The following is a 26,206-nucleotide window of genomic DNA, read 5'->3' as shown; positions in this document are numbered from 1 at the left end:
AGCCTGCCCCCACCTCCGCCGCATCCCCTTGTCCGCACGTCCATGAGAGCGAACCGCAGTGGCCGATCACCACCTGGCAGGGCTGGCAGCACTTCGCCACCACCCCACCCCTGACCCCGCCCCAGCCCGGCGACCCACCCCGCAGCCTTGAGGAACGCCTCGCCTACCACTCCCAGTTCGTCACCGTCCGCACCCCCGCCATCCACACCCTCGCCACCCAGGTCCGCACCCTGATGCTGCTCGGCCACCGCCAGAAGACCACCGCCCGGCCCTCACTTATCGTCACCGGCCCCGCCGCCGCCGGGAAAACGACCGCGCTCCTCGAGGTCGGGCGCACCTGCCACCTCGCCCACCTCCGCAAACACCCGGCCCCGGCCGGGCGCGCCCACCAGCAGGCACCGGTCGCGTACCTGCTGGTGCCGCCCGGCGCCACCGCGAAGACCCTCGCCACCGAATTCGCCCGCTACCTCGGCATCCCCGTCACCACCCGCATGACCCAGAACCAGATCACCGAGGCCGTCTGCCACACCTACACCGCCGCCGGTGTCCGCCTTGTCCTCATCGACGAGATCCACCGCCTCAACCCCCGCACCACCACCGGCGCGGAAGCCACCGACCTGCTCAAGGACCTCACCGAACGCATCAAAGCAACATTCGTGTACACCGGCATCGACGTCACCTCAACCCCCCTGTTCACCGGCGTCCGCGGCGCCCAACTCGCCGGCCGCGCCAGCCTCATCACCGACATGGAAAACGCCCTCGACCTCACCCACCACACCCCCCACACCCTGACCCGCCACGCCACCTACCTCCACCAGCGCACCGCCGGCCGCATCGGAAGCCTCGCCCGCCTCATCCGCCAAGCCGCCATCACCGCCCTCTGCGACGGCACCGAACGCATCACCAAAAAGACACTCGACGCCATCCCCCTCGACCACCTCGCCGAAGAAGCAAACCGCCCCCGCACCCGCCCGAACGCCAGAACAGGAAAACCCCGCACGTGACACACCCCGACGGGCCCGCAGACAAGGGGTCCGGCGCCCTCTACAAGAGGGCCTGGGACGCCCTGGCCCCGGCCCGCGCCGACTACCTGGCCAGCGTCTCACCGCACTACGACGAGGTCTTCCACGACGTTGCGCAGCGCACCGAACACACAGGCAGCCTCGGCAAGACGGACATCGCCGCCCTCGTCGTCTGGAAACGGCTCTCCGCACAAACCCGCTGGGTCACAGCACTCATGTCCCTGCCGGACACCCGCGTACGAGCCGTCACCAAACGGGCCGTCACCGCCGTCCGCGACACCACCCTCACCCGCAGCGAAGCCGCCCGCACAGGACGCGGCATCATCGGGGAACTGCCCGGCTTCCGCACCGGCGACGCCCTCGCCTCCGCCGTCCTGACCGCAGCAGCACCCCAGCGGATGGCCGTCTACGACCGGCGCGTCCAACACGCCCTCGACACCCTCGGCCTCCCCCTCACCCCCGCACCCGGCCGCTACGGCCGCTACCTCCACCTCCTCGAGACCCTCCTCCACCACCGCCCCCCACACGCCGGCAACTGGCCCCCACACGACCTCGACACCGCCCTAAGCCGCTGACCAGCACAAACACCCGCCAGACCTTTAGATGCAGGACGCCATCACCCACACCACAACACCGTTATCAAAACCCCGAAAACCCCAGGTCAGACAACCCATCTACCACCGCCGAAACTTCAAGAAGGAGTCCGCCCCCTTCTCATAAAACCCCCAACACCCCAGCTCACAACCACCCACCACACCAACTACCGCACTCTCAACCACAGGAACAGGCAAACCCCTGACAGCCACAACCCGACCTGCTAGCCGCCCCACAACAGCCGCTTGGTCACCCCACAACAGCAACCAACACCCCGCCCAAGACCGCTACCAAGCCACCACACCGCAACCCCGCTGACGCCCACCCACTGCCACCCCACCGCCCACTCACACAATCGAAGAACATGACCAGCAGCCACCGAACACATCAAAACCGCACGTCAACACCACAACCCCGTCCCCTCCAACGACGGACGCCCCGGGCACAAGGAACCCCCAGCCTCAACCAGCCAACTGAACACCCCAGCTCAGAGACCTAACAACCAACCATGATCACCGGGCGCGGACACCGATCGGCCGGATCGGTGTGAAGGCCGCCGAGGGCATGGACAGGCTCGGTCGGCGCTGGTGGCCGGCCACCCAGGCCATCATGACGAAGACCCACGGCGACCGAGGCGCCCGTGCGCGCTGGGGCACGTGCATGTCGGGGTGTTCCGGGGGCGCGAAGGGATAGTTCGACGTCGCGATGTGGCCGGCCGCGCTGGCGCGGGAGCGACCCTGAACACCGAGGCGCGGGTGCGTGTACGTGCTGTTCGGGACGGCTGCTTGGCCTCGTCGCAGTCGGGAAGCTGAGGGCCCCGTGGGCTGGAGAGGACCGTGGAACAAGATCGGCGACGCCGTGCAGACGCTCGCGGACCGGAGGCTGCGCGGCAAGCCCGTCCTCGACATGGACTGAGCCCGCCGCATACCAGCCATACGAACGCCCGATGCCCTTTCGCTGACCGATTTCTTGTTCCGGCCCAGGGCCCTACCTACGCTGCCACCACCGCACTCCGGCGGCACGGGAACAAGGGACTTGGGCAATCATGGGTCGACTGGCCGGGAAAATCGCTTTCATCAGTGGAACGGGGGCCGGAATAGGCCGGTCCGCGGCACTCGTATTCGCCGCGGAGGGCGCCACCGTATTCGGCTGTGACATCGACGAGGAAACCGCGGCCGAAACCGTGGAACTTGTCGAGAAGGCCGGCGGCGTCATGCGGTCCGTGGCCCCCGTGGACCTGTCCACGCAGGCCGGGGCACGGGAGTGGATCGAGGCCGGCGTCGAGGCCTTCGGCGGGATCGACATCCTGTACAACAACGCCTCGGCGCTGCGCAACGGCCCGTTCGAGACGATGCCGGCCGACGACTGGTACTTCACCATCAGGAACGAGCTGGACCTCCCGTACTTCTGCACGCAGGCGGCCTGGCCGTACCTGATCGCGCGCGGCGGCGGCGCCGTCCTGAATGTCGCCTCCGTGGCCGCCGTACGCGGCGCGCCGTTCCTGCCGATGGTGCCGCACGGCGCCGCCAAGGGCGGGGTGCTGGCGATGAGCAAGCACCTGTGCGCGGCCGGCGCCCCGCACCACATCCGCGTCAACACCATCGCGCCCGGCATGACCCGCACCGCGGCCACCGCGCCCTTCCTGGACGACCCCGAGGGGCCCAAGGCCCACCTGGAGGCGCGGATCCCGGTCGGCCGGGTCGGGCAGCCCGAGGACATCGCGCGCGTCGCGGCCTTCCTCTGCTCCGACGAGGCCGCCTTCGTCAACGGCGCCAACCTCATGGTCGACGGCGGCGACAGCGCCATGGCGGGCTGAGCGCCCGTGACCATCCGACTCGACCACGTGGGCGTCAACGTACGCGACCTGGACGTCCTGACCGCCTGGTACACCAAGGCGTTCGGACTGACGACGGTCTTCGAGTTCCACCTCGAAGGGCCCGGCCTGCGCGGTGTCGTCCTCGAACATCCGCACGGCTGGCGTGTGGAACTGCTCGCCAGACCCGGCTCCGCCCCCGGCCTGAGAGCGCCGGACCCGCTGACCGCCGCCCTCACCGAGGGATACGGCCACTTCGCGGTCACCACCCCCGAACTCGACCCCCTCTACACGGCCCTGGTGGCCCACGGAGCGGGCGAGGCCGTGCCCCCGGGCCCCTCTCCAGAGCCCGGCATCCGCATGGCCTGGGTCACCGACCCTGAGGGAAATCTCATCGAACTCATAGAGAAGAACGCAGAGCGAGGGCACACACGATGACGGAATCGATCTCCCTGAAAAGACTCGACAAAGGGACGCTCATAGCCTGCTGTCTGGCCGTGGCGGCGGCGCAGCTGTGTATTACGGTGCCTTCACCGATCAACGGAAACATTCAGGCCGCATTCGGTGCGTCGGGCTCTCAGGTCGCCTGGGTCACTTCTGCGTTCATTCTGCCCACCGCCATTCTCGAGCTGAATTTCGGTGTGGTGGGCGACCTGTTCGGCCGCAAGCGACTGCTGGTGCTCGGCGGGTTCATCCTGGCGCTCGGCGAACTCCTCAACGCCACTTCGCAGAACATCACCATGCTCTGGATCGGCCAGGCCCTCGCCGGTGTCGGCGCCGCCGCGCTCTTCCCCAGCTCCCTCGCGGTGATCGCGGCTGCCACACCCGAGGAGAAGGACCGTGCGAAAGCCGTCTCGACCTGGGCACTGAGCATCTCCCTCGCCTCGGCGATCGGTCCGCTGTCCTCCGGCATCCTCGCCACGGTTGCCGACTTCCGCTGGGTGTTCGTGCCGCCGGTCGTCCTCGGCCTGGTCGTCGGGGTCAGCTGCCTGTTCCTGGTCACCGACTCCAAGGCACCCGAAGGCCGCGCCTTGGACTGGCCGGGCCAGATCAGCATCGCCGTCGGCCTGTCCGCGCTGCTGTGGGGCGTCATCGAGGGCGGCGACCGCGGCTGGAGCAGCCCGGCGATCGTCGGCACGCTCACCCTGGCCTTCGTCGCCCTGGTCGGCTTCGTCGTCGCCGAGAAGCGGTCGGCGTCGCCGATGTTCAACCTGGACCTGCTGCGGATCCCGTCCTTCGCCGCCGCGGCCGTCGTCGCGCTGGCCGGCATGTTCGGCTTCATCGGCACCGCGTACTGCGTCTCCATCCGGCTCGGCGCCGTGATGCACCTGAGCGCGCTCCGGGCCGGCATGCCGTTCGTGATCCTGCAGGCGATCCCGCTGCTGCTGGCGCCCGTGCTGAGCAAGATGCTCACCCGGGTCGAGCCGCGCTGGCTGCTGATGGGTGGGCTGCTGCCGATGGCCGCGGGCCAGTTCTGGATCGCCGCGCTGCCCGTCACCACCACGTCCCTGGCCGCCTTCATCGGCCCGGTCCTGCTCCTCGGCATCGGCTTCATCTGCGTGGTCTCCTCGCTGACCTCCGCCGCGGTGAACGCCGTACCGCTCAGCATGACCGGCATGGCCAGCGGCGCCACCAGCCTGGTGCGAGAGTTCGGCCAGGCCCTTGGCCCGGCGGTCATCAGCACGGTCGCGATGAGCGCCGCCTCCTCCGTCCTGGTCGGCAAGCTCAGCGGCGCGGACGCGGGTATGGAGGCGGCCGCCGGACCGCTGGCCGTGGTCAACGCGGGCAGCGACGGCGCCCGGGCCGCCGCGCAGAGCGCGCTCGGGCACGGCATGGCGGTCGGTGTGGTGGTCTGCGGTTGCGCATCGCTGCTGGGCGCGCTGGTCACGCTGCTGTTGGTGCGCAAGAACACCGCGCGGACCGCGGTGGGCGCGGGAGAGCCGACGGTGCAGACGGCGTCGGCGTAGCGCACACCGCAGTCGACGGGCCGGGGCGACACGTCCCGGCCCGTCGGCGTACCTGTATGGCGATTCCGCCGGCTGCTTCGTGCCCTCCCCCGTGGTCCGCCTCAACCGCGCGGTGACCGTCGGCATGGCGTACGGCCCGGAGGCGGGACTGGCCCCGGTCGCGAAGCTGGAGCGGGAGGGTGACCTGACCGGCTGGCACCTCCTGTCCGCCACGCGCGCCGACCTGCTGCGCCGCGGCGGCCGTGAGCGAGAGGCCGTCGAGGCCTACGAGCGGGCACTGGAGCTGTTCGAGAACGACACCGAGGGAAGCTCCTGCGAAAACGGCTCGCCGAGTGTCGATCGGCACAGGGCGTGTTCGTCGGTGGGAGACACCACCTCGCCCCACCGGGAGGCTCCGATGAACGGCACGCTCCGCCGCCGCGGCGCGGGCATGACCGGCGCGCTGCTGTTCGGGCTGTCGCCGCGCCTGTGCGGGCTCGCCTGGACAGCCGGTGTGCTCATCGCGGCGCGTGCCGGGCAGGGCGTGCCGGTCGCCGTCATGGTGCCCAACGCGCTGCCCCTGCTGGTGAACACCTGCGAGGAGGGGCACGAACGCAACCAGGCCCTCGCCGTCTGGTCGGGCAGCGGCAGCCTCGGCTGGCGGTGGGTCCTCTTCCTGAACGTCCCCGTGGCCGTGCTACTGCTGGGTCTGACGCCGGTGCTGCTGCGCGAGAGCCGTACCGCGTGCCGGGGTCCGCTCATACGACCCGGCCGACCCCCTCACCGCCACCGCCGCGCTGCCGGCCTGCGTGTACGCCGTCGTCGAGGCCCCCCGGAACGGCCGGCTGTCGGCCAGGCCTCTCGTCCTGCCTGATGGCCGCCGCGGCGCTCGCCGCGCTCTACAGCCGCGTCGAGGCCCGCTCCGCAGACCCTCGTGTGCCGCGGGCGCTGCTGCGCTCCCGTTCCGTCGGCGGCGCCAACCTGGTCATCTTCGGTCGGTCGGACAGGCGCGCGGCCGGTCGGGGTCGGCGGGCTGCTGCTGGTCGGTGCGGGGAGCGTGCTGCCGACCGGGGTGCCGGCGGACGGCGGGTTCGTCCCGACCTGCTGCGGGGGCCGGTGGTTTCGGACCCGGGCTCGGCGCCTGCGCGGTCGCCGGTCACCGCCGCCCTTACCGGGGTGGGGAACAGGAGTCGGGGGGTGGCGTCCGGCATCAACACGGCGGGCTTCCAGACCGGCGGGGCCTGCGAGGTGGCCGTCGCCACCTCGGTCGCCGTGTCGTCCATGAGCGGCCCGGACCGGCTCACCGCGCTGACGGCGGGCTACCGGGCCGCCTTCACGGCCTGTGTCGTCCTGGCCCTCGCCGGGGTGGTCTGCCCCCTGCCCCTGGTCGTGCTGCGCGGGCGTCCGGCTCCGCGGCCGAAGCCGGACGTGCCGGTCACGGCCCGTCGAGCGCGTTCGTGATGGCCTTGACCCCGCCGTGTGCCGCGTACCCGCCGTCGACCGTGATCTCCGCGCCGTTGACGTACGACGCCTCGTCCGACAGCAGGTAGACGACCAGCGGGGCCACCTCGTCGACGGTGCCCGCGCGCCCCTGGGGTGTCATCGCCACGTGCGCCCGCACGAACACCGGGTTGGCGGAGGCCATCAGCGGGGTCTCGATGTACCCGGGGTGGATCACATTGGTGCGGATGCCTCGTGGCGCCAGCTCCAGCGCCGCCACCTTCGACAGCCCGCGCAGCGCCCACTTGCTGGTCGTGTAGGCCACCGCGTGATGGGCGGTCAGGCCGGCGACCGAGCCGACGTTGACGATGGAGGAGCCCGCCGGCATCAAAGGCGCCAGGGCCTGGATGCCGAGCAGGGCGCCCGTCGCGTTGACCGCGAACGCCCGGTTGAAGTCGGCGAGTGCGACCTCGCCGAGGCGCGCCCGCATCGGGATGCCGGCGTTGTTGACGAGGCCGTGCACCACGTCCAGGCCGGCCGCGAGCGCGGCCCAGTCCTGCGGTGACGTCACGTCCAGGTGCCGGAAGGTCACCTCCAGGCCGTCGGCGCGCAGGGACGCGGCGAGCTTCTCGCCGGCCTCGTCCAGGACGTCGGTCGCGATCACCGTCGCGCCCTCCCGGGCGGCCGCCTCGGCCTCGGCGGCCCCCTGGCCCTGTGCGGCTCCGGTGACGACGACAGTGCGGCCCGCCAGACGCGTACGGCTCACGGTTCCTCCAGTGGGGTGCCTGCGGGATGGGATTCCTCCCGTCCACGCTAGGAAGCCGCACTCAGCTCCGGAAACGTTTCTTCTGCATGCCTGGCATCCACCGGGGCGATCTCCGCGGGCGACGGCTTCTCCAGCGAGGCGCCGACCTGCCGCACGGTCTCGCGCAGCCACCGGTGCGCGGGGTCGGAGTGGCGGTTGTGGTGCCAGTACATGGCCTCCACGAGCGGCACGTCCGGGAACGGTGTCGGTACGACGGCACAGCCCGCGAACGACTCGTAGCGCAGGGCCAGCCGCTCTGGCACCAGCGCAACCAGTTCGGTGCCGCTGACCAGGAACGGCAGCACGCTGAAGCCGGGCGTGCTGACCTGCACTTTCGGTGTGATGCCGAGGGTCTCCAACTGGCGCTCGGCGGGCGTGTGGCTCTTGCCGAGGGCGCAGGTGGCGTGCGGCATCTCCGCCAGGTCCTGCAACGTGAGCCGGCCGTCGCGCAGCCAGGGGTTGCGCGGGTCGACGATACAGACGAACCGGTCGTGCATGACGGCCTCGCTGACGCCCGGCAGCTGGTAGCCGAGCGGGACGACCATCAGGTCGTGGCAGCGCAGGTGGGTCTCGTTCTCCAGCTGTCCGCCGATGATCGGGTGGAAGTCGATGCGGACGCCGGGCGCCTCCTCGGCGATGATCCGCAGCAGCGGCTCCACCAGCACGGTCATCACATAGTCCGACATCACGACCGAGAAGCGCTGCCGGCTGCGCGAGGGGGCGAAGTGCCGGGTCAGGGAGAGGGCCTCCTCCGCCTTGTGCAGCGAGGCCTGTACGACCGGCAGCAGCCGCTCGGCCAGCGGCGTCAGCTCGTACTCCCGGCCCACCCGGATCAGCAGCTCGTCGTTGAAGTGGCGGCGCAGCCGGGCCAGGGAGCCGCTCATGGCGGACTGGCTGGTGGACAGGCGGACCCCGGCGTGGGTGACGTTCTTCTCCTCCAGGAGCGCCTCCAACGCCACCAGAAGATTCAGGTCGATGGCTCCGAGACCCATGGGTGTTTCCTTCCGGCCGCGTCGTTGAAGCTCGGTGAATTCGGAGGGTAACCACGGGCCCGCCGTCGGGAAAGGGGCCCGGCCACAACTCACAGGGATCCGATAGCAGCTATCGGATCCCTGGATGTGCGCAGGTCAGCGCCGTGGGAGGTTACGGTCGTGGGGTGCGCCCCCGCTTGCGGGCCCGCGGCAGGTAGGCGTCGGTGCGTCCCGCCACGACCCGGTTGGAGACGGTGCCGAGCCGCTCCACGGTGAGGGTCACCTCGTCGCCCGGCGTCAGCGGCGGCGGGGTCCGCTCGCCGAGCCGGCCCCAGAACTCCGCCAGCGCTCCCCAGCCGCAGGTGCCCGAGCCGAGGACGTCCCCGGGGCGCACCCAGGTGTCACGGGCGGCGTAGGCGACCATCTCCTCGAAGGTCCACGAGCAGTTGGCGAGCGTGTCGCGGCCGATCAGCTCACCGTTGAGGGTGACCGTCATCTCCAGGTCGAGAAAGCCGTCCGTGTCCCGCCGGTCCGCCACCTCGTCGGCGGTGACCAGGTAGGGGCCGAGGGTGTTGGCGAAGTCCTTGCCCTTGGAGAAGCCGAGCCCCAGGTTCTTCTCCAGTTTCTGCAGATCGCGCGCCGACCAGTCGTTGAAGACCAGGTAGCCGACGATGTACTCGCGCGCCCGCTCGGGAGTGAGGTCACGGCCGGCGCGCCCGATGACCGCGCCCACCTCCAGCTCGAAGTCGAGCACCGAGCAGCCCGCCGGGACGGCTACGTCGTCGTGGGCGCCGCAGGCCGCGTGCGGGTTGGTGAAGTAGAAGTTGGGCGCCCGGTACCACTCCTCGGGCACGTGCTCCAGCCCGTCCAGCGACTTCGACACGCCCTCGATGTGTGCCTCGAATCCGACGAAGTCCCGGATCGAGGGCGGCTTGAGCGGCGGCAGCAGCCGCACCTGCTCCACCGTCAACTCGCTTCGTTCCCGCCCCGCTTCGGCCCCGGCGGCGATGAGCGCCTCCTGCTCCAGCAGCGTCAGGACGGTGACGCCCTCGGGCAGCGGGTGGATCACCCCGTCCCGCACGACCCCGGCACGCTCCACGCCCTGGTACTCGTATGTCGCGAAACGCATGGCTCACTGCTCCCAGTGGTTGGTGTTGGTGACGGCTCCCGCGCTCAGGTATCCGGCGAACAGGCCCTTGGGGTCGCGCACGGCCCGGATCTCCTGAAGCCGCCGCCACTGTTCGTCGCCCATGAACTTCAACTGCCGTACCGTGAAGTCGGAATCCCCCAGGTACTGGCCCGCCGTCACCGGTTGCATCGCCGCCATCGCCTCGTCCAGCCAGGCGCGCAGCTCGGCGTCGCGCTCGGGCCCGTCGTGCACGACGTAGGTGGCGCAGTAGATCTCCGACTGCAACGAGAAGGCCATGTCGGGCAGTCCGCGCAGCGGGGCCATGGAGAACCAGATGGTGAAGGTCTGCGGGGTCGGGTGCTCGGTGAAGGCCTTGCGGATGGCCGGGACGACGTCCGAGGCCGGTCCGGTCAGCCAGGCGTTGTCCACGAAGTAGCGGTGGCTTTCGGGGTTGGCCTCCCGCTGGCCGTGGATCTGCTCGGCCAGCGTGGTGGGCCTGGCCTCCACGCGGAACAGCGCACGGTCCGCGTACGGGTTGGCGTGCAGCGGCGCCAGCGCCTCGGCGGCCTGTTCCGGGGTGTCGGTGAAAGACAGACCGGTGACCAGCAGGACGTGTTCGTCGTACTCCGGGAGCCCTTGGGTCACGGCGACGATCTCGACGAGGTCCGACACGGTGTGGTGGGCCTCGTGCAGCCACGTCATGACTTCGTCGAAGAGGTCGAGGGGGTAGGCGTGCACGGTGTGCGCGAGGTGTCCGGGCAGCGGGCGAGTGCGCAGGTGGAAGCGGGTGACGACACCGAAGAAGCCCGGCCCCGCGCCACGCGCCGCCCAGAACAGGTCGCTGTGATGCGTCTCGTCCGCGCGCACCAGCTCGCCCTCGGCGGTGACGACGTCGATCGCCACGATGTTCTCCGCCGCCCACCCCCAGCCGCGTGCGTTCCAGCCCTGCCCGCCCTGCAGCAGGAAGCCGCCGATGCCGACGGAGGGGCAGTGGCCGCCGTTGAAGAAGCGTCCGAACCCGCCCAGGAACGGGTTGAGTTCGTCGCCGCCCTTGACGCTGGGGGTGGCGGTGGCGATCCGGGTGTCCGGGTCGTACGCCATCTCGCGAAAGCCCCCCAGGTCGATCAGCAGGGCGTCCCCGCGCACCGACCAGGCGGCCCAGCTGTGCCCGCCGGAGCGGACGGCGACCTGCCAGCCGCGCTCCAGGGCGAGGCGCACGCCCTCGACGACGTCTGCCTCGGTGCGGGCTTCCAGTACCGCCGCGGGTCTGCGGTCGGTGGGGCGGCGGGCGTTGAAGACCCGCCCGAGACAGGCCTCCTCGAAGCTCTCGTCGCCGGGGAGGTGCAGGGTGCCGGAGAATCGGTTCATGGCGGTGCTCACTTGATCGCGATCGGGTTGACGGGGGCGCCCACCGCGCCGGTCACCGGCAGGGGCGCGGCGACCAGCAGGAACTCGTAGACGCCGTCGGCCGCGCAGTCCTCCGCCAGCGCCTCCAGGTCCCACATCTCGCCCAGCGGCAGGCCCATGTTGGGGATGGCGATCTGGTGCAGCGGGGACATCGCCGGCTCGTCGAACTCGTAGGGCCGCACCTCAAGTCCCCAGGTGTCCGAGGCGATCGCCGCGATCTCCGTGCGGTGCAGCCAGCCCAACGTGGTGAACGACAGGCCCGGCGCGTCGCCGGCCGCGTAGGTGCCCCACTCTCCGAGCCGCCGTACCCGACCGATCTGGCCCGTGCGCACGAGCACCAGGTCGCCGCGGCGGACCGAGGAGGTGGCGCCCTGCGCCTCGATCGTGGCGCGCAGATGCTCCTCCAGGACGGGGAATGCGTCCGGGAGTTCGCCGTGCCCGTCGCCGACCGCGCGGCCCACGTCCAGCAGCACACCACGCCCGGTGAAGGCGTCTCGCATGTGCTCGATGCCGGTGACCGAGTCGCCGTTGCCGTCGACGATGGTGCACGGACGGCCGTTCCACGCCTGCATGTTGTCGTAGATGTGCCCCAGCCCGTCCCACTGGGTGGACGCTTGGAGGGGCATCACGACGTGGTCGTCCGCGCCGCCGAAGCCGTGCGGGAAGCCCTGTGTGCCCGCCGCCGCGTCGGAGCCGGTGTCCTTCATGTAGTGCACGGGGTTGATACGGCCGCGGAAGCCGCGCTGCGGACCGTCCTCGTTGAACTCCAGCGACAGCGAGAAGGACCGCCCGCGCCGCACCAGCCCCGCCGCGTGGGCGCGGAGCGAGTCGTCGATGAAGTTGAGCGTGCCCAGCACGTCGTCCTCGCCCCAGCGGCCCCAGTTGCGGTAGGCGGCACGAGCCTTGGCGAGCTCTTCCTCGATCGGGCCGAGCGTCATCGGGTACGTCCTTTCAGAAGCAGGTCGAGGGCGTTGCCCCCGGCGATCGCGGCACGGTCGGCCGGGGCGAGTCCGGCCGCGTCCAGGCGGGCCAGCGGGTCGTCGACGCCCATGTCGAAGGGGTGGTCGGTGCCGAGCACGACCCGGTCGGCGCCCACCTCCTCGACCAGGTGACGCAGGGCGCTCGGGGTGTACACGAGGGCGTCGAACCACATCCGGCGCAGATAGCTGCTCGGCGGCTCGGCGCAGCCGCGGGCGTCCCCGCGCACCCGCCAGGCGTGGTCGGAGCGTCCGATGTACGTCGGCAGATAGCCGCCGCCGTGCGCGGCCACCAGTTTCAGCCGCGGGAAGCGGTCGAGGACCCCGCTGAAGATCAGGTGGGAGAGCGCGACCGTGGTCTCCACGGGCTGGCCGACGGTGTTGCCGAGGTAGTGGCTCGCCAGCCGCTCCCCCAGGGAGCAGCCCCAGGGGTGGACGAAGACCACCGCGCCCAGCTCCTCGGCCCGGCGCCACACGTCGTCGTGCGCCGGATCGGCCAGCTCCCGCCCCTCGACGCTCGTGGACACGCCGATGCCGTACAGGCCGAGTTCGGTGACCGCCCGATCCAGCAGGGCGACGGCGAGGTCCGGGTGCTGGAGGGGGACGGTACCCAGCCCGTACAGCCGCTCGGGGGCCTCACCGCAGTGCGCGGCGACCGCCTCGTTGACCGTGCGGGCGAGGCGGGCCGCGAGGTCGGGCTCGGCCCAGTAGTGGTGCATCGGCATCGGGCCGACCACCTGCACGTCCACGCCCATCGCGTCCAGGTCGGCGAGACGCTCCTCGACGCTCGTCAACTTACCGGCCAGCCGCTGGAGTTGGGCACGGTTGGCGGCCAGCGAGGCCGGGGAGTGGGCGCGCTGCTCGGCCGCCAGCTCGGCGGCGAGACCCGGTGTGCCGGCGACCAGCGCGTCGGCGGCCGGGACGGCCGCATGGCCGTGGAAGTCGACGACCGGCCTGCTCATGCCGCCGCCGTCAGTGACTCGAGGGTCTCCGACATGATCCGGGCGGGATCGGCGCCGGGCGTGCCCGGATGGATCTCCCACTCGGCGAGCTGGAGAGAATTCTCCAGCACCAACCGCACCCGCGGCAGCCGCCGTGCCATGAAGTGGCCGAGGGCCCGCTCCAGCGGCTCGTCCCCGGTGACCAGCTCCGCCAGCAGCACCGCGTCCTCCACGCACATCGCGGCGCCCTGCGCGATCAGCGGCGGACAGGCGTGTGCCGCGTCGCCGACCACGATCGCCCGGCCTCGGTGCCAGTCCTCGTCGACCAGGACCGCCTCGATCCAGCGGTAGTCCACCGCCGTGTCGTCGGGCAGCGAGGCGATGATCTTGCCCCAGGTGCCGTCGTAGCCGGCGCCGCGCTCGCGCATCAGCGCCAGTGGGGCGCGCGAGCCGACCAGGGAGGCGTCGAGGTTCTCGTCCAGCAGGTAGGCGTAGCACTGCTCGGGGGAGATGGGGCTGTAGCCGGCCTTGAAGCGCGGGCCGCCGTAGTACACCTCGGCGCAGTCCATCTCGGCGGGGCGCTGGGCGACCACCCGGAAGATCGACATGCCGACCGGGCGCGGCCGGTGTGGGAAACCGATCAGGGCCCGCATCGCCGAGTTGATGCCGTCGGCGCCCACGACGAGGTCGTAGCGGCCGGTGGAGCCGTCGGTGAACGTCACGTCGACGTGGCCGGGCGACTGGTCGAGCCGCTCGGCGCTCAGTCCGAGCCGGACCTGTACGCCGTGCGCGTACACCGCGTCGCACAGCGCGCTCTGCAGGTCGCAGCGAAGCGCTCCCGCCGTCGAGGGCAGGTCCGGGCCCCCGGTGTGCGGGGTGGGCAGCTCCGTGATCAGCGAGCCGTCCGCGCGGCGCAGCCGCATGATGTCGAACGGCACCGCCCGCTCCAGCACCCGCTCCAGTACGCCGATCGAGCGCAGCGCCTTGAGCGCGTTGCCCTGGATGGTGATGCCGTGGCCCACACCGAACCACTGGGGGGAGATCTCGACGAGGTCGACGTCGGCGCCGCGCTGGGCGAGGGCGAGGGCGAGCACACTTCCGGTGATGCCGCCGCCGACGACGAGCACCTTCTGTACGGGCATGGGCGATCCTTGGGGCGTAGGGAGGGACGGGTCAGCGCGGGCTGACTGCGTGGTAGTGCTCGACGGCCGGCCGCTCGGCGAAGAAGGGGCCGACCAGGGCCCGCCAGCGGCCGAAGCGGTCGGACTCGCGGAAGCCGACGGTGTGCGCCTCGACCGACTCCCAGCCGACCAGCAACAGAAAGGTCCGGGGCCGCTCCGCACAGCGCAGCAGCTCCGACCAGTGGAACCCGTCGGCTTCGGCCAGTACCTGCCGGGCCTTGCCGAAGACCTCCTGGAACTCCTCCTCCCGGCCGGCCTCCACGGTCAGCAGGGCATGCTCGACTACCACGTGTCTCTCCTCGGGTGGTGGGGTGCTCCGAGCCTGCGCGGACGGTCGACGCACGGTCAACGGATGGAGTCATCGGCAAGGGGGACGTCATCCATCCCGCACGACGATGGAGGCCCGGTTCAGGGCCGGGCGGGCCCGTGATGGCAGGCATCGCGAACGGCCATTTCCGCCACCCGTGCGGGATGCCTAGCGTCGAAGGCGACCCCACCCGTACGAGGAGAGCCGCCCGTGCCCGATCCACTCACCCACGCCGGACCGTTCGCGCTCGGCACCTTCCGCGCCGGTGCCGCCCCCTTCCCCGGCCTGGTCACCGGCGCCCGCGTGCGCGACCTGTCCGGCCATGTGCCTTCCACCCGCGCCCTGCTTACCGACTGGGACGCCTGGCTGCCCTGCCTGGAGGAGCTCGCCCGGTCCGCCGACGGCCCCTGGCACGACCTGTCCGCGGTGCGCGTGCTGCCCCCCATCGAGCCGGGCCAGATCCTGCAGAGCGGCGCCAACTACCGCAAGCACGTGGTCGATCTGGTCGCCGCCGAGAAGGAGAGCGTGCACGGCGCCACCCCCGAGGAGGCCCGCGCGGACGCCGAGCAGATGATGGACGAGCGGCTCCGTGGCGGCGTCCCCTACGTCTTCCTCGGCTCACCGCGCGCCATGTGCGGCGCCTACGACGACATCGTGCTCCCGGCGCTCGGCGAGCAGCACGACTGGGAGCTCGAACTCGCCCTGGTCATCGGGAAGGCGGGCCGCGACATCCCTGCCGACGAGGCGCTGGGCCACGTGGCCGCCTACACCATCTGCAACGATCTCACCACCCGCGACCGCCTCTACCGGCCCGACCTGAAGGCCATCGGCACCGACTGGTTCACGGCCAAGAACGCCGACACCTTCCTGCCCACCGGCCCCTTCCTCGTCCCGGCCGCCTTCGTCGGCGACCCGAACGACCTGCGGATCACCCTGCGCCACAACGGCGTGGTCCGGCAGGACGAGTCCACCAAGGACATGATCTTCGACATCCCGCGGCTCATCGCCTACGTCTCCACGACCACCACCCTGCTCCCGGGCGACCTGCTGCTGACCGGCTCCCCGGCCGGCAACGGCGCGCACTGGGGCGTCTTCCTCGCGCCGGGAGACGTCGTGGAGGCGGAGATCACGGGACTGGGCCTCCAGCGCAACACTGTCAGGAGCCACGCATGAGCTTCCAGCCCATCACCCATCTGCGCCATGTCGACCTGGCCGTACCGGACTTCGAGCGGCAGCGGACCTTCTTCGGCACCACCTGGGGCCTGACGGAAGTGGCGAACGACAGCGGGATCGCCTTCTTCGCAGCCGAGGGCAGCCCCGAGCAGTACGTCGTGCGCGTCCGCGAGGACCAGCGCAAGCGCATGGACCTGGTGGCCTTCGGGGCGGTGTCGCCGGCGGCGGTGGACGAGCTGGCGCTGCGGCTCGGCCGGACGGGCGTCCAACTCGTCCACGAGCCCACGGACTTGGACACCCCGGGCGGCGGCTACGGGCTGCGGTTCTTCGACCCGGACGGCCGGGTCGTCGAGGTCTCCGCGGACGTCGCCACCCGCGCCCACCGCAAGGTCGAGGAACGGGAGGCTGTTCCGGTACGGCTCTCCCACTGCGTCGTCAACTCCCGGAACCCCGAGGCACTGCGCGACTTCTACGTCGAGCACCTCGGCTTCCGGCTCACCGACACCCTGTACTCCACGCACATGGGCGACCTCATGTACTTCCTGCGGTGCAGCCCGCTGCACCACTCCTTCGCCATCGCCCGCGGACCCCACGTCTCCCTGCACCACGCCTCGTTCGAGATGCGCGGGGTGGAGGAGTACATGCGCGGCACGGGCCGGGCGCTGCGCGCCGGGACCCGGCTGACCTGGGGGCCGGGCCGCCACCTTGCCGGCGACAACACCTTCTCCTACTTCCACGACCCGCACGGCAACACCGTGGAGTACACCACCGAACTCGCCGTCCTCGAAGAGGACCTGTGGCACCCGGGCCGGCACGACGTCGACGACCCGCTCACCCAGGACCAGTGGGGCACCGCCGACCCGATGAGCGAATCGGTCGCCAAGGAGCAGTTCAACGACCCCGACGTGCTCTTCGCAGCGCCCCCCGTCTGATCCGATTACCCGCAGAAAGGCCGCAGTTGTGGCAGAGATCCTGAAGCATGCCGTGCCGAAGGCGCAGGTCGCCGCCTCCCTCGACCAGGTCCGCGAGACCGTGGCCGGCGTGATCGCGGACATCCGCGAGCGCGGGGACGCGGCCGTGCGCGCGTACTCCGAGAAGTTCGACGACTGGAGCCCCGGCTCCTTCCGGCTCAGCGACGAGGAGGTCGAGAAGATCGTCGCGTCGGTGCCGCAGCAGGTCATCGACGACATCCGGTTCGTCCAGGACCAGGTGCGCTCCTTCGCCCGCCACCAGCTCGACTCCCTTCGCGAGTTCGAGGTGGAGACCCTGCCGGGCGTGCGGCTCGGGCAGAAGCACGTCCCCGTCCAGGCCGCCGGCGCCTACATCCCGGGCGGACGCTACCCGCTGACCGCCTCCGCCCACATGACCATCGTCACGGCCAAGGTGGCCGGGGTGCCGCGCGTGGTCGCCTGCACGCCGCCCATCCGCGGCGAGATCCCGGCCGCGACCGTCGCCGCCATGCATCTGGCGGGCGCGGACGAGATCTGGCTGCTCGGCGGGGTGCAGGCGGTGGCCGCCATGGCCGTCGGCACCGACTCGATGCGCCCGGTCAATCTGATCGCAGGGCCCGGAAACGCTTACGTGGCCGAGGCCAAGCGACAGCTGTTCGGCCAGATCGGCATCGACCTGTTCGCGGGGCCCACCGAGATCCTGGTCCTGGCGGACGAGCAGGCCGACCCGTTCGTCTGCGCCGTCGACCTGCTCTCCCAGGCCGAGCACGGCCCCGACTCCCCGGCCGTGCTGATCAGCACCTCCCGCAAGGTCGCCGAGCAGACCCTCGCCGAGGTCGAGCGGCTGGTGCCCGGCATGCCGACCCGCGACTTCGCCGAGCCCGCCTGGCGCGACCACGGCGAGGTCCACGTCGTCGACTCGGTCGACGAACTGTACGCGCTCGCAGACGAGTTCGCCTTCGAGCACGTGGAGGTGCTGACCGCCGAGCCGCGGCTCGCGCTGGAGAGGATGACCCAGTACGGGGCCCTCTTCCTCGGCGAGGGCACTTGCGTGTCCTTCGGCGACAAGGTGATCGGCACCAACCACGTGCTGCCGACCCGGGGCGCCGCCCGCTACACCGGCGGCCTGTGGGTGGGCAAGTACCTCAAGACGGTGACCTACCAGGAGGTCACCGACACCGCCTCGCAGGCCCTGCTCGGCCGGGTGTGCGGACGGGCCTCGCGGGTCGAGCTGTTCGAGGGACACGCGCGCTCCGGGGACGTACGGGCGGCGCGGGCCGCCGGGGACGAGCTGCCCTGGAACACCGCATGACGCTCGTCGGCCGAACGGCGCTCGTCACCGGCGGCGGCGGACCGCTCGGGCGGGCGTTCGCGCTGGCGCTCACGGGCGCGGGCGCGCGGGTCGTCCTCGTCGGCCGCGGCGAGCGGGCCCTCGCGGACGCGGCGGAGCAAGTGGCCAAGGACGGCGGCGAGGCCCGCACGGCGGTGTGCGACGTCTCCGATCCGTCGTCGGTGGACACCCTCACAGCGGAACTGGCCGGTGAGGACGTCTCGTTGCTCGTCAACAACGCCGGCGTCGCGGGCCCGGTGCGTCCGCTTATCGACATCGGACCCGACGAGTGGGACGGCGTATTCGCGGTCAACGTCCGCGGCGTCTACCTCATGTGCCGGGCCTTCCTGCCGCCGATGATCGCGGCCGGCCGGGGTGACGTCGTCAATGTCGCCTCGGTCAGCGGCAAACGCCCGCTGCTCAACCGCACCCCCTACACCGCCTCCAAGATGGCGCTGCTGGGGCTCACCCGGACGCTGGCGGGTGAAGTCGGCCCGCTGGGGATCTCCGTCAACTCCCTCTCCCCGGGGCCGGTGCGCGGTCCGCGCATGGACCGCAACTTCCGGCTCACGGCCGAACTGACCGGCTGCACCGTCGAGGAGGCCGAACGCGACTTCGCCTCCCGAGCCGCGCTCGGCCGTCTTGTCGAGGAGGACGAGGTGGCCCGGTCCCTCCTGGCGATGCTGGCGATGCCCGGCCTGTGCGGGGCCGATATCGACCTGTCGGCGGGGATGATCGCACCGGCGTAACCACAACGGAACACGAACGGCGAGGTGGACGGCGTGCGCGCCGCCCGCCTCGCCGTCGTGCGCGGCCCCGGCACCGCCCTGTGCCCACTCTGTGTGACCGCCATGGAACCGGCCGCCCGATCTCAGGCATCGGGTTCCGGCATGCGTGTGCGCAGCGCCTATTCCCTGCTCCCCAAGGCTGCTTCACTCCCTCGTGCGCAGCCAGGTGCCCTTTTCCGAGCCGTCGTCGACCCCGTCGCGACGGCGGACCAGTCACGCTGCGCGACGACGCACCAGAACCGTGGGAAGGCATGAAATGACGCTGATCACCCGACGCTCCCTCCTGGTCGCCGGCACGGCAACGGCAGGAGCCCTGCTGGTCCCGGCCGCCTCCGCCACCGCCGCGCCGAAGACGACCGGCAAGCAGATCTCCGTCGGCTCCGGAGAGACGTACGAGCTCCCGGCGACCGCCCGGGTGAGCCGGCTGACGATCGCGGAGGGCGGGACGATCGTCGCCCCGGACGGTCACAGCCTCACCATGACCGTGGACGGCGTGGAGACCGGCCAGCTGCTGACTGAGACCGGCGGCACCGTCACGCTCATCCAGCCGGGCAGCTACCGCGGCGATGTCGTCCTCACGGTGGCCGAGGCCAACGAGGTGACGTACGAGACGCTCACCTTTCCCTTCCGCCAGGCCCTGTTTGTCGACGGCGACGGCGTCGACCGCGACAGGTCCGTCCTGTCCGCGGTGCTGGGCGGCCGGCTCACCGACTCCGCCGCCCGCAACGTGTCGATCACCTCGACCGGCGAGTGCTTCGACGGCGTGTTCGTGCAGGACGCCGCCTACACCCTGGACCGGACCACCATCTCCCTGCGCGGCAACGGCCGTTGCGACTTCGCCGGGTACGGCGCCGCGGTCGTCGGCGACGGTTCCGCCACCAAGCTCGTCGTGGACGGCGCCCGCGTCAGCACCAAGGGCGTGGTGCGCACCGGCGTCATCTCCAACGACGGCGCCACCGTCGTCGTCAAGAACTCCTCGATCCGCTGCCGCAACGGCGAACTCCCCGCCGACTACCAGGCCACCGTCGAGACGCCGTACATGGAGTCGGTGCCGTGGATGCTCGGACTCGACGGAAACGTCCGCGCCACCAACCTGATCGGCGAGAACAGCACTGCCACCTACATCAACTCCACCGTGTTCTCGGAGACATGGGGAGCCCTGTCGGTCGAGGGCGGCAGCGGGCTCAAGCTGACCGCGATCAACAGCCACGTCGGCAACACCGGTGCGTACGGCTACGGAACCTACGCCATCGGCGACGCCACCGTCCGCGTCCTCGGCTCCCGCTTCGACGTGGGCAGTTACGCGACCATCATCGCGGGCCCCGCGGCGGTCGTGCACTACGGCGACAGCAGCGCGAAGGCCGTCACCGCGCTCAACACCGAGCTCGGGCTCGGCCTCGGCACGGCCGAGCTGGCGGCCATCCCGGAGCGCAGCACGACCGTGAACTCCGGGCACTTCGGTTACATGTTCTTCGGTGCCGGGACGCTCACCCTGGACGGCGGCACCGTCGTCAACTCCGAGCGGGCCACGTTCCTCAACAAGGGCCAGCAGACCGCCATCACCGTCGACGGCTCCCAGGGCGCCCGGCTCAACCCGCGCGACGGCGTCATCCTGCAGATGATCGAGCTGGACGACCCGGGCCCGGTCAACGTCGACGGCAAGATGCTGAACGTCGGCGTCTACACCGAGCCGACCGGCGACCCGGCGAAGGACTCCTCCTTCGACACCACGACCATCCACACCTCCGACGGAGCCGCCTCCTTCACTTCCATCGCACTGAAGGGCGACTTCTACAACGGCATGCGCAAGGGCAAGAACATGGTGCTGACCTTCGAGGACTCCACGGTGGAGGGCGTCATCTCGGCGACGAGGGCCAAGCACCGCGTGTCCAGCATCGACGCGTCCGCCTTCTACGAGCTGGGCATCGTCACCAACACCGCCCAGGCCGCCGTCAACAACGGCGCGATCGTGAAGCTGGGCGGCGGCTCGACCTGGACGGTCACCGGCACCTCGTACCTGACCTCCCTCACCCTCGCCTCCGACGCGGCCGTCCAGGCGCCGCACGGCAAGACAGTGACCATGACGGTCGACGGCGTCGAGACGGCCATCGGCGCCGGCGGTACCTACACGGGGGCGATCACGTTGACCGTGGCGTGACGTCCCGCGGTACGTCCTCCCCGGGAACCGGCACATCCGTCGTGACGGACTCCGTTTCCCGGGGAAGCCGCAGCCCGGTGCCCGCGTGGAAGCAGTGCACGCCGTCCCCGCGCACCATGACCCGCGGCCGGGCCCCTTGCCCTGGTCGGGGCGGCCCGGCAGCCGGACGACCAGCGGCACGAACTGCGTCCCGATCGTCGCCGTCGCGTGGAGGCAGGCGACCGCGCCGGTGTCCTCCACAGCGTCGACCACGATGTCCAGACCGGGACTGCCGGTGTCCTGCACCCGCAGCACCTCGAACCGTTCCGGCCATACGCCCAGCTCCAGTTCGGTGGGCCCCCTCGGTGCCTCGGCCCGCGCGGTGGCCCGCGGCAGCGGCACGAGCAGCCCGCCGAGCCGGACACCCTCCGGGATGAGCACGGGCGGGACGACCTGGCGACGCCCTGGACAACGCGCTCATGGAATCCCAGATCGGCCTCTACACAACGGAACTGATCAAACCCCGCAAGCCCTGGCACGGCCTCGCCGACGTCGAACTCGCCACCGCGGAATGGGTCGACTGGCTCAACAACCAGCGCCTCCACACGGCGATCGGGGACATCCCGCCACACGAGCACGAGACCAACCACTACGCGCAACACCAACCCCAACCGGCAGCTGGAGTCAGCGCATAGAGCCTCCACCGATTCCGGAGCGGTTCAGCAGACTACTTGCCCCGAGAACGGACTCGAGAGCGACAGCATTCGCACAAGCATCACCAGAAACGTGATGCCTGCGGATGCTGTCGGCCCTGCTGCGACATCCGCCGGCCTGCCTTCCTCGTGCTCGGCAGAGACGACAGGCGGCCTTTCCTAGGAAGGATTCTCCCAGGTAAACGGCGGCCTGCCTGGCCGCGGACGATGAGGTCATCCTTTTCTTCGAGCCCGGAACATGCAGGGACAAGGTGCTTTGGATGAGCGCTAGGGAGAGGGAAATGGTCAGCACACAGGAAGCGCCGGTGTGGCTGGTGACAGGCTGTTCGACCGGGTTCGGCCGCAGCTCGCCGCGCATCTTCTGGACGAAGGCTTCCGCGTGGTCGTCACCTCCCGGAGGACGGAACAGGTAAAGGAACTCGCCGGAGACGGATCCCGAGACGGTCGACCGGATGTTCGACGTCAACTTCCACGGTGTCGCTCGTGTCATCCACACGGTGCTGCCGGGGATGCGAGCCCGCCGGTCGGGCACGATCGTGAACTTGACCTCCATCGGCGGTCTGGTCGGTCATCCGGCTGTCGGTTACTACTGCGCCGCCAAGTTTGCCGTGGAGGGCCTCTCGGAATGCCTGCGTCATGAGGTGGAGCCCTTCGGCATCTCAGTCATGACGGTTGAGCCGTCCGCATTCCGCACCGACTGGGCCGGTTCCTCGCAGGAGACGCAAGACCCGATCGCGGACTACGACCAGACCGCCGGCGCTGCCCGCCGGGCATACCACGACTCGGTCGGCAAGCAGGCCGGTGATCCGGACCGCGCGGCCCGCGCACTGCTCGCGGCGGTCACCGCCCCCGTACCGCCTCACCATCTGCTGCTCGGCGCGGACGCTTACGACCTCGCCACCGCCCAGCTCGCGTCCCGTGCTGAGGAGTTCAAGGCCTGGGAGAAGACCACCCGCAGCGCGGACTTCCCCGCGGGCGAGTAGAAGGACGGACCTGCGCTCCCGCGTCGCCCCGCGATCCGGCAAGCGCGCCCCGTGACGCGACAACACGTAAGACACGCACATCGAAAGGAACAGTCATGTCTCGCTTCGACGGCAAGGCAGCAGTCATTACCGGCGGCGGCTCCGGCATCGGCCTGGCCGCGGCGCGCCGCCTCTTGGACGAAGGTGCCTCGGTTGTGATCTCTGGACGTCGCAAGGAGCGCCTGGAGCAGGCGGCTGCCGACACGCCGCAGGACCGCGTCCTGGTTTTCACCGTCGACGTGTCCGTCCGCGCGGAGTGCGACGCCCTCATCCAGGCGGCGGTCAACCGCTTTGGGCGCATCGACACTCTCATCAACGCTGCCGGCATGAACCTCGTCGGCAGCGTGGAGGACACCTCCGACGAGGACTGGCAAAGGTGCGTGGGCGCGGACCTGAGCAGCGTCTTCTACACCACCCGTGCCGCGCTGCCACACCTGCGGGCCACCAAGGGCTCCATCGTCAACATCGGTTCCGTCTCCTCTCTCGGAGGCGGCTGGTCACACGCCGGCTACAACGCCGTCAAGGCAGCCGTTGCCAACCTGACGCGCTCCGTGGCCTGCGATGAGGGCAAGCACGGCGTCCGGGCCAACACGGTCTGCCCCGGCCTTGCTGGCTCTAACAAGAGCGGGTTGATCATGTGACTGTCTGCTTGATCGCTCGTTGATGAGGACAGGGCAAGCGTCAGTCGCGGCCGTGGATTGTGTCGGACGAACTGTGGTCGCTGATCGAGCCGTTGCTGCCCGAGCCGCCGCCCAAGCAGTCGAGGGACGGCCCCGAGTGCCCGACCGGCAGGCATTGTGCGGCATCCTCTTCGTCCTGCACACCGGCATCCAGTGGGAGTATCTGCCTCAGGAGCTGGGCTTCGGCTCGGGAATGACGTGTTGGCGGCGTCTTGCGGCGTGGAACGAGGCGGGTGTGTGGGACCAGCTGCATCAGCTTCTGCTGAACGAGTTGCGGTCGAAGAGCCAGCTGGACTGGTCACGGGCGGTGATCGACTCTTCCCACGTCCGGGCGGCACGCAGGGGCCCAAAAGCGGGCCCAGCCCGGTCGACCGCGCACGCCCGGGCAGCAAGCACCACCTCATCACCGACGGGCAGGGCATCCCGCTCGCGGTGTCGCTGACCGGCGGCAACCGTAACGACGTCACCCAACTGCTGCCGCTGCTGGACAAGATCCCGCCCGTGGCCGGCGTCGTCGGACGGCCGCGGAGACGGCCCGACATGCTCTTCGCGGACCGCGGCTACGACCACGACAAGTACCGGCGGCTGCTTCGGCAGCGTGGCATCCGGCCCGCGATCGCCGAGCGAGGCCAGCCGCACGGCACCGGTCTGGGCACCTTCCGCTGGGTCGTCGAGCGCACGATCTCCTGGCTGCACGGCTTCCGACGCCTGCGCATCCGATGGGAACGACGCGACGACATCCACGAGGCCTTCCTTGGACTGGCCGTCTGCCTGATCACCCACCGCCACGTCCAGAGGCTTCGTCAGGGCCAGTTGGCCTGCTCCGCCCGATTTTCCTCGAGGGGCCTCAGCTGCCGCATGATCACCGTCCTGGTCAAGCCGCGTGAGTTCGATACGAAGCGTCCGGCACTGACCGACCGGCCAGACCCAGCCGACAGGCCCAGTCCCGGTGCCCGGGGCGACGTCATCCGCTCCAGGGGACCCGGGCGAGAACGAGCCCCCGGACGTCGGCGGCTCCGGACGCCCGGAGCCGGAGCGCGACGTGCTGGAGCTGCGATCCGCTGGTGAACACGTCGTCGACGAGCAGGATGGTGGCCGATCCTGCCCACGACGTACTGCGGGCGCTGATCACGGTCGGCGTGAGCGCCATCATCGGGGCGACCACGCCGCCTGGAAGGACGAACTGCCACCTCACGACCGGGTACCCGGGGCCGTCGGGTCGGCCCTGGTGCTCGTCGGGGCCTGATTGGCCGGGTGGTGAGGGTGGTCGCACCACGGAGCCGCCATGTTGTTGAGCGAGTTGCTCAGCTGTGCCGAGGTCGTCGGCATGTACGGCCTCGGTGAAGTGTTTCTCCAGATCGTGCGCGGCGTTCCGGTCGGTTTCGTACGCCTCACGGCCGTCGGAGTACGGCTCGCGGCGCCGGTCTTTGAGCCGGTCGACGATGAACTGGTAAACGCGTTGTAGCAGCACAGGGCGGCGGCCTGTTTGAGAAAGGCCAGGTAGTTGCGGGGATAACACTGAACCTTGACCGTTTGCCACCGGACTTTGACGGTGATCGACTACGGCGGTTTTGGGCTGGCTACGGGAGGGCGTGCAGGGGTGCGTGGTTGGCCTTGAAGAGGCGCTCCCCGGCCCGGCGGATCGTGAAGTTGCGCAGCGGAGTGGGCAGGTTGCGGGCCTTGTCACGGCGGTGGTTTTGGCTCACTACCCAGGCGACCCGGCTGGCTCGCCGGGCCTGGAAGGCCGCGAGGGCCGTGGGGACATCAGGTCCGGTCGCGAGAGTATCGGCGAGCACCAGGGCGTCTTCGAGGGCCATCGCGCCGCCCTGAGCCATGCTCGGGGAGAAGGCGTGGGCGGCATCACCTACAAGGACAGCGCGGGGACGCGTCCAGACCGTGTTCTCGCTCTCGTGCAGCGCGGCGAAGTGCGCGTTGGCGCCCTGCTCCAGCAAGCGCGGGACGGGACCACCGAAGTCTGCGAAGAGGGCGCGCCAGTCTCCGGCCGGAGGGGTGGGGACGGGGCTGTTGATGTCGGCGTAGCAGTAGACGCGGCCACCATTGAGCCGCACGGTCAGGAACGTGCGGCCCTTGCCGCCCAGGCGCGCGGTCCAGTCGGTGATGGCCGGTATCGCGGCGGTGTCGTCGGCGATGAACCGCCAGCACAACTGGCCCAGGAAACGCGGTTCGGGACCGCCGAAAAGGGAGCGCCGCACGGCGGAGTTGATGCCGTCCGCACCCACCACCAGGTCGTACGTGCCGCTTGCGCCGCCCGCGAAAGTCACGGTCCCGTCGTCGGACACGGACCTCACCTCGGTGTTGTGACGGACGACGGTGCCGTCGACCGCCGTACGCAGCACCTCGTGCAGATCGCCCCGGGTGATGGCCAGGCAGCGGCCGACCTCGCCCCAGATTCGGCTGACCTCGAACTCGGCGAGCGGGCGCCCGCGCTGGTCCTGGAGCCGCTGCCATGTCACGGGTTCCGCGCGCTTGGCCACCTGGTCCCCCACGCCGATGCCGTGGAGTGTACGGACGGCGTTCGCCGGAAGGTAGAGACCGGTGCCGAGGGCTTGTCCTTCGGCGGCGCGGCGCTCAACGACCTCCACCGTCATTCCGCGGTCCAGAAGAGCTTTAGCCAGCGCCAGGCCGGATATTCCGGCCCCGACGATCAAAGTGTGAGATTTGTTCATGAAGGTCTCCTTGCCAATAACGGACAACGTGACGACGCCAACGGATCAGCCTGAGCTGGGCGGACGCATGGCGCTGGATGTTTTCGCTCGCGTGCGGCGGTGCCCTACCGCCCTCCAGACCCCACCGAGTTCCACTGGCCAAACTTCAAAGGCGGAAGCCACCAGTGATCAAACCGCAGCGGCAAACGGTCAA

General features: G+C 70.4%; 24 protein-coding genes and 3 pseudogenes. 17 read left to right on the top strand and 10 right to left on the bottom strand.

Annotated features, from left to right (window positions below):
* Positions 1-65: 65 nt before the first annotated feature.
* From M2163_RS46365 to M2163_RS46335, 7 genes are all read left to right on the top strand, one after another.
* Positions 66-1,004 carry an ATP-binding protein gene (locus M2163_RS46365; protein WP_280897434.1) on the top strand — a complete coding sequence of 313 codons (939 nt, stop codon included), beginning with the start codon at positions 66-68 and terminating at the stop codon, positions 1,002-1,004.
* A complete protein-coding gene (locus M2163_RS46360) occupies positions 1,001-1,597 on the top strand; it encodes a hypothetical protein (RefSeq protein WP_280897176.1) in 597 nt (198 codons plus the stop codon). Before M2163_RS46365 ends, M2163_RS46360 begins: the two co-directional genes overlap by 4 nt.
* A gap of 1,064 nt (positions 1,598-2,661) precedes the next feature.
* Entirely contained in the window at positions 2,662-3,432 is a 771-nt protein-coding gene (locus tag M2163_RS46355) for an SDR family NAD(P)-dependent oxidoreductase (RefSeq protein WP_280897175.1), read from the top strand.
* Between the two features lie 6 nt (positions 3,433-3,438).
* Complete coding sequence (locus M2163_RS46350; protein ID WP_280897174.1) at positions 3,439-3,867, top strand: VOC family protein; 429 nt, start codon at positions 3,439-3,441, stop codon at positions 3,865-3,867.
* Entirely contained in the window at positions 3,864-5,396 is a 1,533-nt protein-coding gene (locus M2163_RS46345) for an MFS transporter (RefSeq protein ID WP_280897173.1), read from the top strand. The genes M2163_RS46350 and M2163_RS46345 overlap by 4 nt, the downstream gene beginning before the upstream one ends.
* Before the next feature lie 79 nt (positions 5,397-5,475).
* Entirely contained in the window at positions 5,476-6,249 is a 774-nt protein-coding gene (locus tag M2163_RS46340) for a hypothetical protein (RefSeq protein ID WP_280897172.1), read from the top strand.
* Positions 6,250-6,572: 323 nt separating this feature from the next.
* Positions 6,573-6,836: a hypothetical protein gene (locus M2163_RS46335; RefSeq protein ID WP_280897171.1), complete on the top strand. Its 264-nt coding sequence runs from the start codon at positions 6,573-6,575 to the stop codon at positions 6,834-6,836.
* Here M2163_RS46335 and M2163_RS46330 read toward each other — a convergent pair.
* From M2163_RS46330 to M2163_RS46295, 8 genes are all read right to left on the bottom strand, one after another.
* Positions 6,811-7,581 carry an SDR family oxidoreductase gene (locus M2163_RS46330; protein WP_280846826.1) on the bottom strand — a complete coding sequence of 257 codons (771 nt, stop codon included), beginning with the start codon at positions 7,579-7,581 and terminating at the stop codon, positions 6,811-6,813. The genes M2163_RS46335 and M2163_RS46330 overlap by 26 nt on opposite strands.
* Before the next feature lie 47 nt (positions 7,582-7,628).
* Complete coding sequence (locus M2163_RS46325; RefSeq protein ID WP_280897170.1) at positions 7,629-8,612, bottom strand: LysR family transcriptional regulator; 984 nt, start codon at positions 8,610-8,612, stop codon at positions 7,629-7,631.
* A gap of 151 nt (positions 8,613-8,763) precedes the next feature.
* Positions 8,764-9,720, bottom strand: a complete 957-nt coding sequence (locus M2163_RS46320; protein ID WP_280897169.1) for a fumarylacetoacetate hydrolase family protein — start codon at positions 9,718-9,720, stop codon at positions 8,764-8,766.
* A 3-nt stretch (positions 9,721-9,723) separates the two neighbouring features.
* A complete protein-coding gene (locus M2163_RS46315) occupies positions 9,724-11,088 on the bottom strand; it encodes an FAD-binding oxidoreductase (protein ID WP_280897168.1) in 1,365 nt (454 codons plus the stop codon).
* An 8-nt stretch (positions 11,089-11,096) separates the two neighbouring features.
* Positions 11,097-12,065 (bottom strand): cyclase family protein, encoded by a 969-nt coding sequence (locus M2163_RS46310; protein ID WP_280897167.1) that lies wholly within the window; start codon positions 12,063-12,065, stop codon positions 11,097-11,099.
* A complete protein-coding gene (locus M2163_RS46305) occupies positions 12,062-13,066 on the bottom strand; it encodes an amidohydrolase family protein (RefSeq protein ID WP_280897166.1) in 1,005 nt (334 codons plus the stop codon). Before M2163_RS46305 ends, M2163_RS46310 begins: the two co-directional genes overlap by 4 nt.
* Complete coding sequence (locus M2163_RS46300; protein WP_280897165.1) at positions 13,063-14,187, bottom strand: FAD-dependent monooxygenase; 1,125 nt, start codon at positions 14,185-14,187, stop codon at positions 13,063-13,065. Before M2163_RS46300 ends, M2163_RS46305 begins: the two co-directional genes overlap by 4 nt.
* Positions 14,188-14,218: 31 nt before the next feature.
* Positions 14,219-14,515, bottom strand: coding sequence for an antibiotic biosynthesis monooxygenase family protein (locus tag M2163_RS46295; protein WP_280897164.1), 297 nt, complete (start codon positions 14,513-14,515; stop codon positions 14,219-14,221).
* Between the two features lie 228 nt (positions 14,516-14,743).
* Between M2163_RS46295 and M2163_RS46290 the strand changes: the two genes are divergently transcribed.
* The 9 genes and pseudogenes from M2163_RS46290 to M2163_RS46250 all read left to right on the top strand — a co-directional run.
* Positions 14,744-15,706 (top strand): fumarylacetoacetate hydrolase family protein, encoded by a 963-nt coding sequence (locus M2163_RS46290; RefSeq protein WP_280897163.1) that lies wholly within the window; start codon positions 14,744-14,746, stop codon positions 15,704-15,706.
* Positions 15,703-16,638: a VOC family protein gene (locus tag M2163_RS46285; protein WP_280846835.1), complete on the top strand. Its 936-nt coding sequence runs from the start codon at positions 15,703-15,705 to the stop codon at positions 16,636-16,638. The genes M2163_RS46290 and M2163_RS46285 overlap by 4 nt, the downstream gene beginning before the upstream one ends.
* A gap of 28 nt (positions 16,639-16,666) precedes the next feature.
* Positions 16,667-17,968, top strand: a complete 1,302-nt coding sequence (hisD, locus tag M2163_RS46280) for a histidinol dehydrogenase (protein WP_280846836.1) — start codon at positions 16,667-16,669, stop codon at positions 17,966-17,968.
* Positions 17,965-18,735: an SDR family NAD(P)-dependent oxidoreductase gene (locus M2163_RS46275; RefSeq protein ID WP_280846837.1), complete on the top strand. Its 771-nt coding sequence runs from the start codon at positions 17,965-17,967 to the stop codon at positions 18,733-18,735. The genes hisD and M2163_RS46275 overlap by 4 nt, the downstream gene beginning before the upstream one ends.
* A 295-nt stretch (positions 18,736-19,030) precedes the next feature.
* Positions 19,031-20,932 carry a hypothetical protein gene (locus M2163_RS46270; protein ID WP_280846838.1) on the top strand — a complete coding sequence of 634 codons (1,902 nt, stop codon included), beginning with the start codon at positions 19,031-19,033 and terminating at the stop codon, positions 20,930-20,932.
* Between the two features lie 434 nt (positions 20,933-21,366).
* Positions 21,367-21,606: pseudogene (locus M2163_RS46265) on the top strand (integrase core domain-containing protein); the annotation flags it as partial.
* A gap of 452 nt (positions 21,607-22,058) precedes the next feature.
* Positions 22,059-22,607: pseudogene (locus M2163_RS46260) on the top strand (SDR family NAD(P)-dependent oxidoreductase); the annotation flags it as partial.
* A 95-nt stretch (positions 22,608-22,702) separates the two neighbouring features.
* The gene (locus M2163_RS46255) at positions 22,703-23,287 is read left to right on the top strand and encodes an SDR family oxidoreductase (RefSeq protein ID WP_280897162.1); all 585 of its coding nucleotides are present in this window, start codon (positions 22,703-22,705) and stop codon (positions 23,285-23,287) included.
* A gap of 56 nt (positions 23,288-23,343) precedes the next feature.
* Positions 23,344-24,103: pseudogene (locus M2163_RS46250) on the top strand (IS5 family transposase); the annotation flags it as partial.
* 187 nt (positions 24,104-24,290) lie between these two features.
* On the opposite strand, the gene M2163_RS46245 reads toward M2163_RS46250, so the two are convergent.
* Positions 24,291-24,521: a hypothetical protein gene (locus tag M2163_RS46245; protein WP_280853964.1), complete on the bottom strand. Its 231-nt coding sequence runs from the start codon at positions 24,519-24,521 to the stop codon at positions 24,291-24,293.
* 90 nt (positions 24,522-24,611) lie between these two features.
* On the opposite strand from M2163_RS46245, the gene M2163_RS46240 reads away from it, so the two are divergent.
* Positions 24,612-24,791: a hypothetical protein gene (locus M2163_RS46240; protein WP_280897161.1), complete on the top strand. Its 180-nt coding sequence runs from the start codon at positions 24,612-24,614 to the stop codon at positions 24,789-24,791.
* 115 nt (positions 24,792-24,906) lie between these two features.
* On the opposite strand, the gene M2163_RS46235 is transcribed toward M2163_RS46240, so the two are convergent.
* Positions 24,907-26,013 (bottom strand): FAD-dependent monooxygenase, encoded by a 1,107-nt coding sequence (locus M2163_RS46235; RefSeq protein WP_280846840.1) that lies wholly within the window; start codon positions 26,011-26,013, stop codon positions 24,907-24,909.
* Positions 26,014-26,206: the final 193 nt, after the last annotated feature.

Source organism: Streptomyces sp. SAI-135 (assembly GCF_029893805.1).
Classification (GTDB): Bacteria; Actinomycetota; Actinomycetes; order Streptomycetales; family Streptomycetaceae; genus Streptomyces.
The sequence above is the reverse complement of the archived record's forward strand: the minus strand, read 5'-3'. Positions and strand labels throughout refer to the sequence as shown.

What these genes read in the sequence shown, in the direction of transcription:
- M2163_RS46235 (WP_280846840.1), bottom strand. Translation starts at nt 26,013, where the DNA reads ATGAACAAATCTCACACTTTGATCGTCGGGGCCGGAATATCCGGCCTG.
- M2163_RS46285 (WP_280846835.1), top strand. Translation starts at nt 15,703, where the DNA reads ATGAGCTTCCAGCCCATCACCCATCTGCGCCATGTCGACCTGGCCGTA.
- M2163_RS46355 (WP_280897175.1), top strand. Translation starts at nt 2,662, where the DNA reads ATGGGTCGACTGGCCGGGAAAATCGCTTTCATCAGTGGAACGGGGGCC.
- M2163_RS46300 (WP_280897165.1), bottom strand. Translation starts at nt 14,187, where the DNA reads ATGCCCGTACAGAAGGTGCTCGTCGTCGGCGGCGGCATCACCGGAAGT.
- M2163_RS46320 (WP_280897169.1), bottom strand. Translation starts at nt 9,720, where the DNA reads ATGCGTTTCGCGACATACGAGTACCAGGGCGTGGAGCGTGCCGGGGTC.
- M2163_RS46255 (WP_280897162.1), top strand. Translation starts at nt 22,703, where the DNA reads ATGTCTCGCTTCGACGGCAAGGCAGCAGTCATTACCGGCGGCGGCTCC.
- M2163_RS46275 (WP_280846837.1), top strand. Translation starts at nt 17,965, where the DNA reads ATGACGCTCGTCGGCCGAACGGCGCTCGTCACCGGCGGCGGCGGACCG.
- M2163_RS46310 (WP_280897167.1), bottom strand. Translation starts at nt 12,065, where the DNA reads ATGACGCTCGGCCCGATCGAGGAAGAGCTCGCCAAGGCTCGTGCCGCC.
- M2163_RS46270 (WP_280846838.1), top strand. Translation starts at nt 19,031, where the DNA reads ATGACGCTGATCACCCGACGCTCCCTCCTGGTCGCCGGCACGGCAACG.
- M2163_RS46240 (WP_280897161.1), top strand. Translation starts at nt 24,612, where the DNA reads ATGTTGTTGAGCGAGTTGCTCAGCTGTGCCGAGGTCGTCGGCATGTAC.
- M2163_RS46325 (WP_280897170.1), bottom strand. Translation starts at nt 8,612, where the DNA reads ATGGGTCTCGGAGCCATCGACCTGAATCTTCTGGTGGCGTTGGAGGCG.
- M2163_RS46315 (WP_280897168.1), bottom strand. Translation starts at nt 11,088, where the DNA reads ATGAACCGATTCTCCGGCACCCTGCACCTCCCCGGCGACGAGAGCTTC.
- M2163_RS46305 (WP_280897166.1), bottom strand. Translation starts at nt 13,066, where the DNA reads ATGAGCAGGCCGGTCGTCGACTTCCACGGCCATGCGGCCGTCCCGGCC.
- M2163_RS46345 (WP_280897173.1), top strand. Translation starts at nt 3,864, where the DNA reads ATGACGGAATCGATCTCCCTGAAAAGACTCGACAAAGGGACGCTCATA.